At 59.6% G+C, this 14,392-nt stretch carries 13 protein-coding genes; 6 read left to right on the forward strand and 7 right to left on the reverse strand.

The window, feature by feature from the left end:
• Nucleotides 1-2 precede the first annotated feature (2 nt).
• The 3 genes from BN2664_RS05965 to nrdF all read left to right on the forward strand — a co-directional run bounded on the left by BN2664_RS05965 (nt 3) and on the right by nrdF (nt 3,402).
• Entirely contained in the window at nt 3-1,052 is a 1,050-nt protein-coding gene (locus tag BN2664_RS05965) for a DMT family transporter (protein WP_007001104.1), read from the forward strand.
• Entirely contained in the window at nt 1,049-2,101 is a 1,053-nt protein-coding gene (locus tag BN2664_RS05970; RefSeq protein ID WP_058120647.1) for a phosphotriesterase family protein, read from the forward strand. Before BN2664_RS05965 ends, BN2664_RS05970 begins: the two co-directional genes overlap by 4 nt.
• Before the next feature lie 290 nt (nt 2,102-2,391).
• Entirely contained in the window at nt 2,392-3,402 is a 1,011-nt protein-coding gene (gene nrdF, locus BN2664_RS05975; RefSeq protein WP_007001102.1) for a class 1b ribonucleoside-diphosphate reductase subunit beta, read from the forward strand.
• Nucleotides 3,403-3,546: 144 nt separating this feature from the next.
• Here the strand turns inward: nrdF and BN2664_RS05980 are convergent, their stop codons facing one another.
• On the reverse strand, nt 3,547-4,386 hold the full coding sequence (locus tag BN2664_RS05980) for a hypothetical protein (protein WP_007001101.1): 840 nt from the start codon (nt 4,384-4,386) through the stop codon (nt 3,547-3,549).
• Nucleotides 4,387-4,534: 148 nt separating this feature from the next.
• Here BN2664_RS05980 and BN2664_RS05985 point away from each other — a divergent pair, with 148 nt between their 5' ends.
• On the forward strand, nt 4,535-5,575 hold the full coding sequence (locus BN2664_RS05985; RefSeq protein WP_007001100.1) for a YeiH family protein: 1,041 nt from the start codon (nt 4,535-4,537) through the stop codon (nt 5,573-5,575).
• 179 nt (nt 5,576-5,754) lie between these two features.
• On the opposite strand, the gene BN2664_RS05990 is transcribed toward BN2664_RS05985, so the two are convergent.
• The 6 genes from BN2664_RS05990 to BN2664_RS06015 form a co-directional block, all read right to left on the reverse strand.
• Nucleotides 5,755-8,355, reverse strand: coding sequence for an ATP-dependent Clp protease ATP-binding subunit (locus BN2664_RS05990; RefSeq protein WP_007001099.1), 2,601 nt, complete (start codon nt 8,353-8,355; stop codon nt 5,755-5,757).
• Between the two features lie 270 nt (nt 8,356-8,625).
• On the reverse strand, nt 8,626-9,087 hold the full coding sequence (gene dtd / locus BN2664_RS05995; RefSeq protein ID WP_007001098.1) for a D-aminoacyl-tRNA deacylase: 462 nt from the start codon (nt 9,085-9,087) through the stop codon (nt 8,626-8,628).
• Between the two features lie 48 nt (nt 9,088-9,135).
• On the reverse strand, nt 9,136-9,468 hold the full coding sequence (locus BN2664_RS06000) for a DUF2516 family protein (RefSeq protein WP_007001097.1): 333 nt from the start codon (nt 9,466-9,468) through the stop codon (nt 9,136-9,138).
• A 75-nt stretch (nt 9,469-9,543) separates the two neighbouring features.
• A complete protein-coding gene (locus BN2664_RS06005; RefSeq protein WP_155856479.1) occupies nt 9,544-10,770 on the reverse strand; it encodes a hypothetical protein in 1,227 nt (408 codons plus the stop codon).
• A gap of 26 nt (nt 10,771-10,796) precedes the next feature.
• On the reverse strand, nt 10,797-11,411 hold the full coding sequence (locus BN2664_RS06010) for a heme-binding beta-barrel domain-containing protein (RefSeq protein ID WP_007001095.1): 615 nt from the start codon (nt 11,409-11,411) through the stop codon (nt 10,797-10,799).
• A 9-nt stretch (nt 11,412-11,420) separates the two neighbouring features.
• Nucleotides 11,421-12,380, reverse strand: coding sequence for a hypothetical protein (locus tag BN2664_RS06015; protein WP_007001094.1), 960 nt, complete (start codon nt 12,378-12,380; stop codon nt 11,421-11,423).
• A gap of 335 nt (nt 12,381-12,715) precedes the next feature.
• On the opposite strand from BN2664_RS06015, the gene BN2664_RS06020 reads away from it, so the two are divergent.
• A complete protein-coding gene (locus tag BN2664_RS06020; protein ID WP_007001093.1) occupies nt 12,716-13,342 on the forward strand; it encodes a DUF47 domain-containing protein in 627 nt (208 codons plus the stop codon).
• A gap of 2 nt (nt 13,343-13,344) precedes the next feature.
• Nucleotides 13,345-14,361: an inorganic phosphate transporter gene (locus tag BN2664_RS06025; protein ID WP_007001092.1), complete on the forward strand. Its 1,017-nt coding sequence runs from the start codon at nt 13,345-13,347 to the stop codon at nt 14,359-14,361.
• The last annotated feature ends 31 nt before the right edge of the window (nt 14,362-14,392 follow it).

Raw genomic sequence — 14,392 nt, forward strand, 5'->3', positions numbered from 1 at the left:
AAATGTCACAGAACACTCAAGGTAGTCCCAAGAAACGCACCGCCATTGCCTCGGTAGGCGTGTTCGTTCTACTCACAATTCTGGCGGGCACTCTTAGCCCCATGCAGTCCGCCGTCAACGGTAACCTTGGCGCACATCTAGGTGATGGACACCTCGCGGCCTGCATTTCCTTCGGTGTGGGCCTCATGGTGATGCTCATCATTGTGCTACCCCAAAAGAAGTTGCGCACCGCGCTCTTTTCAATCCCTGGAGAAATGCGTAAAGGAACGCTTCCCTGGCCATATTTCTTCGCGGGTATATGCGGAGCGGCGGTGGTGCTGTCCGAAGGCGTTTCAGTAGATTCGCTCGGCGTAGCCACATTCCAGACAACTCTGGTTTCCGCCATGATTATTTCCGGAATTCTGTGCGATCGATTCGGGATTGGCGTGGAATTCAAGCAGGCATTGAGTCTGCCGCGCTTGGCGGGAGCGTTGCTAGCAATCGCTGCAACGGTTCTCGTTGTACTACCCAATTTCCAAGCCCCGCACCTGCTATGGCTCGCGGCGCTACCTTTCTTAGCAGGCCTCCTCGCAGGTTGGCAGCCCGCAGCCAACTCCAAGATCGGAAAAATCTCCGGCTCTATGCTCGTATCAATCACCTGGAACTTCATTATCGGCTTTTCGATTCTGACGATCGTGTTCCTCATCCGGCTCGGAACGGGTAATGCTTCATTCTCGCTACCGGGAGTGTGGTGGATGTATCTTGGTGGCCCGCTTGGTTTACTCTCGATCGCTTTCATGGCCCTTCTGGTTCGCCATCTAGGAACGTTGCTACTCGCTCTCGCCTCGACGGCCGGGCAACTTATTGGCTCAGTATTCATTGACCTACTGATCCCCCAACTTGGCAATCAGGTCTACGGCCTCACCGTCGCGGGAGCACTCGTCGCGTTGCTCGGCTCCGGAATCGCCATGATTCCCTCTCGCGCCATAGGGAAAGGCTCCGAATACTCAGAAAATGACGAATATATGACGCCCGAAGAATACGAATTAAAGCAAAGCGAGGAAACGAAATGACCGCACTAAAATCAGGTGAACTGCAAACAGTAAACGGCGTGGTTCGCGGCGAAGAAATGGGAGTCACCCTGCCGCACGAACATCTTTTTAACGACCTCTCTTCTGTAGTAGATGATCCCTTCTACAGATTCTCTGAACAATTACTAGAAAAACCAGTATCCCCGGATCTCATGTGGGGTCTGCGCCAAGATCCCTATTGTTCGCGCGATAATGTCTCAGAAAAACCCGTCTCGGCGGTCACTTTTGAGGTAAATAAATTCGCCGATCTGGGTGGGCGCACCATAGTGGACGCTACCGGGACCTCCGCGATTGGTCGCAACCCCTCTCGCCTCAAAGAAGTTGCAGAAGCAACCGGGCTTAACGTTGTTATGTCCACTGGTCCCTACCTTGAAAAATTTGAAGCTGAGCGTATTACGACTCGTAGCTCCGAGGAAATAGTCCAAGACATTACTCGGGATATTCAAGAAGGCTTGGGTGAAACCGGAATCAAAGCCGGCATGATCGGAGAAATCGGCGTATCGCCTAGCTTTACTGACGGCGAGCGAACTTCCCTCCGCGCGGGTGCACTCGCGCAGTTGGAAAATCCAACGGTGGCTCTCAATATCCACATGCCCGGTTGGCAGCGGCGCGGAGACGAGGTTCTGGACATCGTTCTTAACGAAGTCGGGGTTCCCGCCCATAAAGTATCGCTGGCGCATTCCGATCCCTCTGGTAACGATCCGGATTATCAGCATCGGATTTTGGATCGCGGCGTATGGCTCGAGTTCGACATGATCGGGCTGGATATCACGTTCCCCAAAGAGGGTGTTTCACCTTCGGTTAACGAAACGGTCGACGCCGTTGCGGGCCTAATCAATGCTGGCTATGTAAACCAGATACTGCTTAGCCACGATCTGTTCCTCAAGCAAATGTGGACGCAGAACGGCGGAAACGGCTTCGCCTTTGTCCCCACGGTATTCGTAGATCTTCTACGTACCAAGGGTGTAACAAACGAACAAATCCATACGCTTCTCGTTGAGAATCCTGCAAAGGTTCTCACTGAAGCTTAAAACTCCAACTACTCGTCTGATGCCAGCAGACACTTCAGGGTGGCGGCGCGTTTTTCGAAACACGCCGCCACCTTCTTGGTTAATGTTTTCCGCACCTCGCCTAGCCCTACGCGCCGCCTGCCGCAATTCCAACCAAGCCCCCTTCCCGGCGCGCTCTCACGCCTCTTCCCGGCGCACTTTTTGGACTGTTTCGGCGCGTCACAGTTGCGCCGTCGTCGATAGCAGGCACACTACATATAGCGTTTTTAGCGCTACCAAACCACTATATGTAGTAATAAAGCGAGGAGCGAATGCCTGTTCACTACACTCGGCGGTCCTACACGCCACCCCAGTTCGCCACTTTCCCTGCCGGCCCTTTCCGCCCGGTGAATTGGAACCATCTTGAGGACGAAAAAGACCTCGAGATTTGGAAACGTCTTACGGCTAACTTCTGGCTTCCAGAAAAGGTTCCGCTTTCCAACGACATCCCTTCCTGGCGCGGCCTGAGCGAACAAGAACAAACTTTGGTGATGCGCGTATTCACCGGCCTTACCTTGCTGGATACCGTGCAGGCCAGCGTGGGCGAGGTGAGCCAAATCCCCGACGCTCACACCGAACACGAGCAGGCAATTTACGCGAATATTGCCTTTATGCAGGCCGTGCACGCACGCTCGTATTCTTCAATTTTTTCCACCCTCGCCTCCTCGGCTCAAATCGAGGAGTCCTATACCTGGGCCATCGACAACGAACTTCTGCAGCGCCGCGCCACCGCGGTACTCCGTAATTACTACGGGGACGACCCGCTCAAGCGCAAGGTTTCTTCCACCTTGCTTTCCTCGCTTCTGCTGTATGCGGGTTTCTTCTTGCCGCTCTACCTTTCCTGCCGGGGCACGCTTATGAACACGGCTGATATGATCCGGCTGATTTTGCGCGATAAAGCTGTACACGGCTACTACTCGGGCTATAAGTACCAGATCGGCTTGGCCAAGTGCACGCCCGCCCGGCAAGAGGAAATGCGAGAGTTCACTTACGGGCTGCTTGAGCACCTCTACGAACTGGAAATGCAATATTCGGGTGCGCTTTACGAACCCGTGGGGCTCATGGATCAGGTGGCCACGTTTGTTCGCTATAACGCAAACAAGGCGCTCATGAATCTTGGTTATCCCGCCTTGTTCGACGCCGCAGAAACTCAGGTGAGCGCGGATGTACTAGCCGCCCTTTCCCCGGCCGCGGATGAAAACCACGATTTCTTCTCCGGTTCCGGCTCCTCCTACGTCATGGGAGAGCACGAGGACACCACCGATTCGGACTGGGAGTTCTAGCTCCGCGAAGTCCAGCCCTCATGGTTCTCACCGCGAGGGCCTCAGACCCGGAACTCTAGGGCCGCGGTTCTAGGGGCCCGGGGCTGCTTCGCGCTCATGCTTGCGGCTGGGCATTATTACCCAGCCGCAAGCACTCGCCTAACGTTAGCTGTCCAGATTTTCAGGAAGCCAGAACCCCGTGGTTCCGGTGATGAACATTTTGCCGTCGATCACGCTCCCCGGCATTGGCGCCGGGTGGGAATTAATCGGTAGACCAATAGTTATAGGGAAACCGCAATCCGCTTCGATCTTGTACCAGGGCCTGCCGGTCAGCGCATTTGTTTCAATATCAACCTGGTAACACACCGCGCATACCGCAGAAATCGCGCTGAGATCCTCCGCGGCCGCCTCGCCCGCGTAGAACTCAAAAAGCCAGGGGCTCGTGGCAAATTGCGGGCCTAAATAAAGCTCTTCGCCACTTCCTCCAGTTACCGAGTCATCCGTTTGCTCGCGAAGCTTATCGGCATCAGCGGCGCGCTTTCCGTCGATTTGAAGGGGCTTCTGCTGAGCCTTCCACAGGGCGACGTCGTCGAACACCTCAACATCTACCGCAATGGCGCCCATCCGATAATTAGTGTGGAAAACTGGTTCGCCCACCTCGCTAGCCGGATACATCGGGTAAAGATGCGGATCATCTACCATTGCCAGGAGCTTATTCATCACCTCGCCGCCCGCGTCGAGTATGCTCACCTCGGCCAGCCCCGGGGTCACTTGCCAGGCACTCACGTTGACGCAGCTCTCACCGAAAACCACAACGCTTTCGCCCAGGCCACCGCCCACCATCCCGTACAGGCAAATATTCGAACCAGACGGATCTCGATACACCGAAATGTGATCGAACTGCCGATAGTTGGGAAGGGACGGCATCTCATACCACGGGAACGCTTCGACATTTTTCTCCCAATCAGGCAGGTAGCCGAGGGATTCCAGGAAAGTATCACCCATGGATTCATCATTCCCGATACGCGGTGCGAACGCCACTGCTCTTTATGTTTTACAACACACTCGCCACCCACTGCTGTTTAGGTAAACCATTGCGTAATCTTCGAGCCGGCGTCACCGAAATGTTGCATATCCGTGTTATATCTATGAGGTGACTATTTGGAGTACCTTAAAATCCGCGCTACCCGGAATTCTCTACGCGTGCGCGATCGCCGGGGTCGCCTGGCTCGTTAATATGTTCGTGCCGCTGCTTTCGTCGATGCTCGTCGCGATTGTACTGGGCGTGATTGTGCGTAACGCCGGGCTCATCCCGGCCCTCTGTGAACCGGGCATTGGGTTCTCGGCGAAAACCGTGCTACGCGCCGGCGTCGTGCTCCTCGGCTTCCGCCTCTCCCTCCCCGCCATCGCCGCGCTCGGCGCCGGCACGATTATTACGATCATTTGCGCGGTCGCGGTAACGATGCTGGCCGGCTACGTCCTCACGTATTTCATGCGCGTCAGCCACGCCACCGGCATCCTCACCACCTCGGGCACCGCGATCTGCGGCGCCTCCGCGGTTGCGGGAATCTCCCCCGTGGTTTCCGCGCGTAGTCACGAGGATGCCGACGACGCCGTTGCTACCGCCATCGCCTGCGTTACGCTCTTTGGAACCGTCGCGCTGGTTGCGCTCCCCGCCGCCGCCCACGCGCTTAATCTCTCGGATATGCAGGCCGCGGTATGGATGGGTGCCTCCATCCACGAGGTCGGCCAGGTGGTGGCCGCCGCAAATATCTACGACCCCGCAGTTTCCGATCTCGCTACCGCAACCAAGCTCGGGCGCGTGGTGTGCCTGGCAATCGTGGTTGCCGTGGTCGGAATTATTGAGCGCCGCGTGGTGGAGGTGCGCCACGAGCTCGCGCCCACCGGCTCGGGCAAGAAGCCGCCGCTCATTCCGGGATTCGTGCTCGGATTCCTAGTGGCCGTGGGTCTGGCCTCGATCTTTGCCGGCGTACCTTCCGTCAGCCAGGTGTTCACCACCCTGGGTGGAACGGTAGCTACTTTGCTACTCACGGTAGCCATGGGCGCCATGGGGGCGGGCGTGAACCTGCGCAATGTCATCAAATCCGGCGGGCGCGCGCTCTTGCTCGGAATTATCCTGAGCATCCTTATTGCCGGGGTTTCCTTGGCTTGCGTACTTTTCCTTGTGCCCTAAGCGCGGCTTGCCTACACCCACGCGATAGCGCCGCTTGGCCTACACCTACATAACAAAGCCAAAAGGCTACATTTTTCCGTAATCTCGGTCAGTAGCACCGCAGAAGATAGATATAAAAATGCGACCGCCCCGCTTTCCCCTCGACAAAGAGGGCGAAAGCGGGGCGGTCTGAGTTTTATTTAGTTAGCGGCCTGCAGTCCGCCGGAGCTCGGCGCGGACGGGCCAGAAGTCGAGCCCAAGCGCCCGGAGCTACTGGTCTTGGAAACCAGCGACTCCATTTCTGGCGGCGCCTCCACCTCGCCGACTCCTGCCGGCAACGGCTCGCTGGCGTCCTGGCCTTTGAAGGTGAAGCTCATGGGGATGTCATTCTTATCCACATCCACCACAATCACCTGACCGTCCTCGAACTCGCCGTAAAGCAACTTCTCCGAGAGGACGTCCTCGATATCGCGCTGAATCGCGCGGCGAAGCGGCCGGGCTCCCAGCACCGGATCATAGCCGCGGTCCGCCAGCAATTCCTTGGCGTCCTTGGTCAAAGCGATCGAGAGCTTCTGCCCGCGCAAGCGCTTGTCGAGTTTGCCGATCATCAGGTCCACGATCTGCAGAATCTCGTCGCGGCCCAGCTGCGGGAACACGATCACGTCATCCACGCGGTTGAGGAACTCGGGCCGGAAGTGGCTCTTGAGCTCTTCCGATACCTTCATCTTCATGCGCTCATAGGACGTGGTGGTGTCCTGATCGAACTGGAATCCGGTCTGCACACCCTTGGCGATGTCCTTCGTTCCCAGGTTCGTGGTCATAATAATGATGGTGTTCTTGAAGTCCACCACGCGACCCTGCGAATCGGTAAGGCGCCCTTCTTCCAGAATCTGCAACAACGAGTTGAACAGATCCGCGTGCGCCTTCTCGATTTCGTCGAAAAGAACCACCGAGAACGGCTTGCGGCGCACGGCCTCGGTCAGCTGGCCGCCCTCCTCGTAGCCCACATATCCCGGAGGCGCACCGAAGAGGCGTGAAACCGTGTGCTTCTCCGAGTACTCAGACATATCGAGCGTAATGAGCGCCGACTCGTCCCCGAAGAGGAACTCCGCGAGCGCCTTGGCCAGCTCAGTTTTTCCGACGCCGGTGGGACCGGCGAAAATAAACGATCCACCCGGGCGGTTCGGATCCTTCAGCCCGGCGCGCTGGCGGCGAATGGCCTGCGAAATCGCGGTAACGGCCTCGTGCTGACCAATAACGCGCTTGTGCAGCTCGTCCTCCATGCGCAGGAGTTTCTCGGATTCGGCCTCGGACAGCTTGAACACCGGAATGCCGGTGGACATCGAAAGCACCTCGGTAATGAGGTCCTCATCCACAACGGAGACAACGTCCATGTCCCCGTCCTTCCAGGCCTTTTCCTTCTCGTCACGCTCGGCGTTCAAGCTCTGCTCTTCGTCGCGGAGCTTGGCGGCGCGCTCAAAGTCCTGGCCGTCAATGGCTGCTTCCTTCGCCCGGCGGGTGCTGGAAATCTTCTCATCGAGCTCGCGTAATTCCGGCGGCGCCGTCATCTTGCGAATCGCCAGGCGTGCCCCGGCTTCGTCAATCAAATCGATGGCCTTATCCGGCAAGAACCGATCGTTGATATAGCGCTCGGAAAGCGTTGCCGCGGCCTCGAGGGCGTCGTCTGTAATCGTCACGCGATGGTACGACTCGTAGCGATCACGCAGACCCTTGAGGATCTCGATCGTCTGCTCGGCGGTGGGCTGATCCACCTGAATGGGCTGGAAACGGCGCTCCAGCGCGGCATCCTTCTCAATGTACTTGCGGTACTCATCGAGCGTGGTCGCGCCAATCACCTGAATCTCGCCGCGCGCCAGCATTGGCTTGAGCAGAGAGGCGGCGTCGAGTGCGCCCTCCGCGGCACCGGCACCCACCAGGGTGTGGATCTCATCGATAAAGAGGATGATGTCCCCACGGGTGTTGATCTCCTTGAGGATTTTCTTCATCCGCTCCTCGAAATCGCCGCGGTAGCGCGAACCTGCCACCAGCGAGCCCATATCCAGCGAATAAAGCTGCTTACCCTTGAGCGTTTCGGGTACGTTGTCCGCCGCGATCATCTGCGAAAGACCTTCGACGACGGCGGTCTTACCCACGCCGGGTTCACCAATCAGCACCGGGTTGTTCTTGGTGCGGCGCGAAAGCACCTGCATCACGCGCTCGGTTTCGGTATGCCGTCCGATTACCGGATCTAGCTTGTGATCGCGCGCGGCTTGGGTGAGGTTGCGCCCGTACTGGTCCAAAATCGTGGAGCCAGCCTTCTGCCCCTCGCGCCGGCCCCCGCCTACGCCCACGGCTTCCTTGCCCTGGAAACCGGAAATAAGCTGGTTGACCTGGTTGCGCACGGTGGGCATATCCGCCCCGAGCTTTTGCAGAACCTGCGCGGCAACGCCGTCGGGCTCGCGCGTCAGGCCAAGCAACAGGTGCTCGGTGCCGATGTACGAGTGGCCCAACTGCAGGCCCTCACGCATGGCGTATTCAATAACTTTCTTGGCACGCGGGGTGAACGGAATATGCCCGGACGGCTGCTCCTGCCCTTCGCCAATGATTTCGATGACCTCTGCGCGGACCTCATCAAGCGTGATACCCAGAGCCTCGAGCGCCTTCGCCGCGACCCCTTCACCCTCTCGGATCAGGCCCAGCAAAACGTGTTCGGTGCCCAAGTAGTTGTGCTTAAGGTTGCGCGCCTCTTCCTGCGCGAGCACAATCACTCGGCGGGCGCGGTCGGTAAACCTTTCAAACATGACACTCCTTGGTTGGAAACTACCTATGAGAGTAACGATGTACGCGGCAGAAACTGTTCTCTGTTCGCCAGCGGCGTGCCCTTATCACCGGCGGCGTGGCCCCCGCCACTTTCTCCGGTAATTCCAAGGTTTTCGCATGGTTTTTGGCGGTCAAACTTGCGCCGGGACGACTCAACTTACCACTCCGGCGAGTAAATTAAATAGGCGGATCTCACACCCTGGGCGGATCGGGCCCGCGCGCGGTAGCGCACATCGCCGCCACCGGGAGCGCTAGCGCGCGGGCACCTCGATCAGAATCGTCAGCGGGCCATCGTTGACCAGCTCCACGTCCATATCTGCGCCGAATTCCCCGGTTGCCACTTCCAGCCCGTATTCCTCGCGCAGCTCGCGCACGACTTCCTGGTAGAGCGGCTCGGCCACGTCTCCGCGCGCCGCCTTTGACCAGGACGGCTTGCGGCCCTTACGCACATCCGCGTACAGCGTGAACTGAGAAACTACCAAAACCGGCGCCTGCGCCTCCTCGGCCGAGAGCCGATTCTTTTCATCATCCGTGCCATCTTCTGCGCGCAAAAGTTTCAGCTGCGCAATTTTGCGCGCCACGGTTTTGGCGCGATCGGCGTCGTCGTCGTTCGTTACACCAACCAACACACACAGGCCGGCGCCGATTTCGCCGAGCACCTCGCCGTGGGCGCTCACCGACGCGCGCTTGACTCGTTGAATTACCGCTCTCATGGGCATCCTCCCTCGACTTTTGGTTTCTACCTTAGTTCAGCACTGAACTCACCAACCGCGCGAGCGCCTGCCGTCCACACCCATGCGCTGGCGCTCGGGGCCCAGATAGTAAACGGCCGCGAACAGCGCGAAGCAGGTAAGCAGGCCGCCAAAAGGCAGGCGCCACCCCACCCAATACTGAATAACCACCACGCCCAGGCTCACCGCCAGCACGCCAGACCAGAAGTTTTTCGGCTTTCGCGCGTAGGTGTAGCGTTGCTCCGGCTGGCGCAGGCAAGAAACCAGCGCCCACAAAATGAAGGCCGTCAGCAAAATCGCCACGGCCAGGCCGAGGACGCGGCGGATAATGAGGGCGACGGCTAACGTGCTGGTTGCATACATCACCTCTCCATTCTCACGGGTTCGGCGCCATTACCGCAAATTTTCGCTAAGAAATACAGGCGCGGCGGGCGGTGGCTAGAACTCTATGGGTTGCGCGAAGGCTCGAAAGTCACCGACCCGCAGCGCGCTTTCCGGGCGAACGACGCCGGAGTTCAGCAATGCCACTGACAGCGGGCCATCCTGCCAGTCGCGCGCACTGGCCACAATTTGGCCCGCCGCGGGGCTCGGTTGGGTGGCGCCCGGTTGGGTAGTGCTCGGTTGGGTGGCGCCCGGCGCTTCCACGAAAATCGGGCAGTTCGGGGCGGGCAAATCGGCCAGGTCCGGGCCCTCAAGATAGAGCAGCCAGAGCGATCTCTTTTGCCTCTCGGTGGTGGTTCGAATTTCCGCGCCGCCACGATATTCCGGATCCAAAATCGGAAAACCTAGCTCGTCGGGGTAAGCGCCCACCGCCGCGGCGAGGCAAGGATCCGGCCGGCAGGCGGCGATCATTTGTGCTCTCCAAGCGCTGAGCCCCGCCAGCTTTAGCCCGGCGCGTTCCGCGCCGGCGGGTTTTGAAGCCGCAAGCTCTGGCTCACCGTATTCCGAGCCAACGGAGGCGAGCGCCGCGAGCCCTACTACTGCCGATTCTGGCTCCGCCGACTTTGGCTGCTCCGCGCGCGGGCAGTGCGCCAGCGCCTCTCTGTCGGTGACCAGCGCATAAGCGGCTTGCCAGCTCTCGCCGGTTCGTTCCTGATAGGACGTTGCCGGCCAGGAATCAATCCATACCAACGGCTCGCCACCCGGGCCTCGCGCGGCGATAGTTTCGAGCTTTTTGGCGAGCGCCGCCGAAGCCCCCACAAGAAAATAGTTTTGGTCGCTACTCGGAACTTCCTCCCCGACGAAATTGGCGAAGGAAACCTTGAAAGCGCACCCCGGGGCCTCTGCACGAACCCAGCCGTAGCGAATTCGCCCGGTCGAGTCAATTTCAAGTACGTCTTTCCAGCGGCGCACGCCTCTGCCACGACGCGTATCTTTCCAGCGGCGCGCATTCTGCTCCGCCGCTATGCCGGAGCTACTCACGGGACTTGGGTTGCGCGCGGCGCCGGTCCCATCCGCAAATCCTGGGCTACCTGCAGTGCCGGAGCTATTCGCTAGGCCCGCACCACTCCCGAGGCACTCAACTCGCGCGTGCGAAAGATCCACCACCGCTCGCCCGCAAGCCAGTTCGCGCTGCTCGGCCAGGGGATTCCCGTAATGGGCGGCCACGCCCAGGCCGCGTCCATCCGGGGTGCCGTCGTCGGTGGCCTCAACCGCTCCATTCAATGCAAGAAGCGGATTGCGCGCGCGCCTCATTCCGCGGCGGGGGAGGCGCTGGCTTCTGGCCACTCCACATCCCCAACGCGCTGCAGGCGGGCGGACATATAGTCGCGCAGGTCGCTACCAAACGCGGCCATCTCGTAGGCGAAGAAAAGCTCTGATTCCACGTAACCGCCCGTAACGCGCCCGCCCTCATAGCGCTGCGCGGTGGGTGTGGCCGCAATGGCGTCTGCCAAGAACTGGAACCGCGGCCCCTGAATGGCGCCGGCCAAAGTCATCGCGTGGCCGGTAGGTTGAGCGACCATTCCCTCGAGCACGTACTGCCCGTCTTTACCCTCGCCGTGTTCGGGCGATACCCGCAGATACCCAGCCAGGCTAGACCATACCTGCCCCTTACTAAGCCGCTGATATTGCAGGCCACCGGGCATTTCTTGGTCGACGGCGTCGAGCCCTTCATTAGCAAGCCAAATATCCGAGAGCACTCGCAGATACGGGCCACCGCCGTCGTTATCAATACGTAGCTCCTGCAGGAAAGGCGCCGCCTCAACCCCCTCATAGGAAAGCACGCCAGCGCCGTGCCACGTATCAACCAACCAGGCCATCGGGTAGGTTTCGGGCGCAAGATTTGTGGGAATCGTGAAAACCATAGTCCCAGGTTAGATGATCGCGAGCGCCAGCCCGAACGCCGCCGCGCCCGCGGCTGACACCACGGAAAGCTCGAGCCCAGCCAGCGCCAATAGCGCCGGAGCGTGACCGCGCGCTTGGCTTTCAGCAATTTCGCCCGCCGATTCCTCCGCAGTTTGCTGTTCGCCTGCCTGCTGGTCTCCGGCTTGCGGCTCTCCGGCTATCCCCTCGCCGTCTTGCCGTTCAGCGGCCCACTCTTCGGCGTCGGGAAGATGTGCCTCGGGGCGCAGGCCGAAGAAAAAATCAACAATCGCGAACAGCACCACCAGGGCTAGCACGCCTCCGGCGAACGGGGCGAAGGCGGCGAAGCCACGGGTGAGCGACCACGCCATGAGTCCGCCGCCAATGAGGCCGGCGAAGGCGACGACCGCGAACGGCCACCAGCCCCAGATGCGGCCCATGACCAGGCGCGCCACCGCCATGCACAGGACGGCGGCGACGATGGCCAGGCCGGCGGTGCGGCCCGGTTCGCCCAGGCGAATGACGTGCGGCCAAAAGCCCGCCGCAATACCCACCAAAACCACCAGGTAGGTGATTGAAACCTGGATGAGCAGTTGCTCGCGATTGGCACGAAGCATCTCGGAGAAGAAAGCTACGAGCACCGCCACGCCCGCGGCATACGCCAAATGAATGGGTGCGCCGAAGGTGCCAATGCCGACGCCTGCCAGGCAACCTATCAGGCCGACGCCGCGCGCCATGCGCGGGTGCGGGACCGGGGATCGGCTCACGATTCCGTACACCGCCAACACGCTACCTATCAGCGCCAGCGCTCCCATCCATAGATGCGGGGCAGGGAGAACCTGGGAGAAGAGAAACACCAGTTCAATTCCGAGCACGAGCGCGCAGGCCAGAGCGTCTGCCGGTATCGTGCGCCGAAGCGGAACAGCCTCCTCGGGCCGCCCGTCACTGTTTGTTTCTACTTGCGGTGTCATGGTGCCATTCTTGCAAAAGCGCCGAACTTTCGCGATTGACCGCAGGCTTTCGCGATTGGCCGGCAACCCTGTTAGAGTTGAGCTACGGCATCGGGCCACGAAAGCCCCGGGCTCCAACTACAGCCGCTTCGAGCGGCATTCGCGCCGTCAGGCGCTCTCGGGTCCGATGCCTTTTTCATGCCCTTTTTCGCGAGCGACGCCCATTTATTTCGCGCGTTTCCCTCAGTCTTCTTCGCGCTCACCCGCCCAAATTCCTACTTTTTTACCGCTTCGTCATCTAAGCTAGGCCCGGCACCATTTATTTGCCGTTTACCTCGTTGAAACGGAGCGTTAATTTGGGCATCTTTAATCGACTCTCGAAGTCGCACAAGATCTTTCAACTGATTGATAACCAGGCGCAACACTTGGCATCCGCTGCTCACTACCTGGAAAAGATAGTAACTTCGGACGTTTCCGAGCAGACGATCCAGAGCGAGGCCCTGCATCAGGTGGAAAACGAAGCCGATGACGCTTCGCACGAACTCCTCACCTTCGTCAACAAGTCTTTTGTTCTTCCCTTCGATCGCTCTGACCTGTACAAGCTCAGCTCGCGTATTGACGATTGCGTTGATCTGATGGATGAAGCGGGAAGCAGCATCACCATGCTTTCGCCTTCCCATCTGCCGCGCGAGTGTATCGCCGTGGTGGGACTGGTGAAGAAATGCGCCGAGCAGTCGGTGCAGGCGCTGACGCACTTCTCCCCCACCGACGAAAAGGCGCGCAGCTACTGGATCGAAATGAATCAGCTGGAAAACCAGGCCGACCGGCTCTACGCCAAGACGATCGTCGATTTGTTCGACGGCCGCACCGAGGCCTTGGAGGTTATGCGCCTGCAAATGATCGCGACCGCGCTCGAGGAAACCATGGACGCCTTCGAACGGCTAGCTAATATCGTCGAGCAGATTGCGCTCAAGGAGTCCTAAGCGTGTCTGAACTAATTTTCCTCGTATTCGTGGTGATCGCGACCTGCGTGATCTTCGATTTCACCAATGGTTTTCACGACGCCGCAAATGCGATCGCAACCTCGGTTGCAACCCGCGCCCTGACCCCGCCAGTGGCGCTGGCCATGGCCGCGCTCATGAATTTCGTGGGCGCCATGCTGGGTACCGGGGTGGCGGAAACAATTGGTTCAGGCATCGTCGACATTACTGAAACCGCGGAGCTCGACGGCTTACTCCTGGTACTCGGCGCCCTCTTCGGAGCCGTCAGCTGGAACCTCATTACCTGGTGGCTGGGCTTGCCGTCCTCCAGTTCGCACGCACTTATTGGCGGTTTGACGGGCGCCGGCCTGGTCACCGCGGTGACCGTGCACTGGGGCGTCATTGTAGACAAAGTCGTTTTGCCGATGGTCCTTTCGCCGATCGTCGGCTTTACTTTTGCCTACGTAGCAATGAAGCTGGTGCTCGCCGCACTCGAGGCAAAAGAGGCCTCCTACGGGCACACCATGACCCGTTTCCGCTACGCACAAACGATTTCCGCCGCGGCGGTGGCCCTCGGCCACGGCCTGCAGGACGCGCAGAAAACAATGGGCGTTATCGTAATGGCCATGGTAGCTGGCGGTTTCCACCCCTCCGGCGGAGGAATCCCGCTCTGGGTGAAGCTTGTGGCGGCCACCGCGATCTCGGCCGGTACGGCCACCGGCGGCTTCCGCATTATGAAGACGCTGGGTAGCAAGCTCATTGATTTGGATCCGCCGCACGGTTTCGTGGCGGAGACGGTGGCCGCCTCGGTGCTTTACACGACGGCGTTCGTCTGGGCCGCGCCAATTTCCACCACCCAGACCATTACCTCCGCGATTATGGGCGTGGGGGCAACCAAGAGCAAGGCCGCGGTCCGCTGGGGAACGGCCGGAAATATCGCCACCGCCTGGGTCTTCACCCTGCCGTGCGCCGCGGGAATTGCCGCGCTGGTAACCCTCGCGCTACGCCTCTTCCTGCTCTAAGTTTCGCGCGCGCTGGCCTTCTGGGCATCCC

This window comes from Actinobaculum massiliense (assembly GCF_001457435.1).
GTDB classification, from domain to species: domain Bacteria; phylum Actinomycetota; class Actinomycetes; order Actinomycetales; family Actinomycetaceae; genus Actinobaculum; species Actinobaculum massiliense.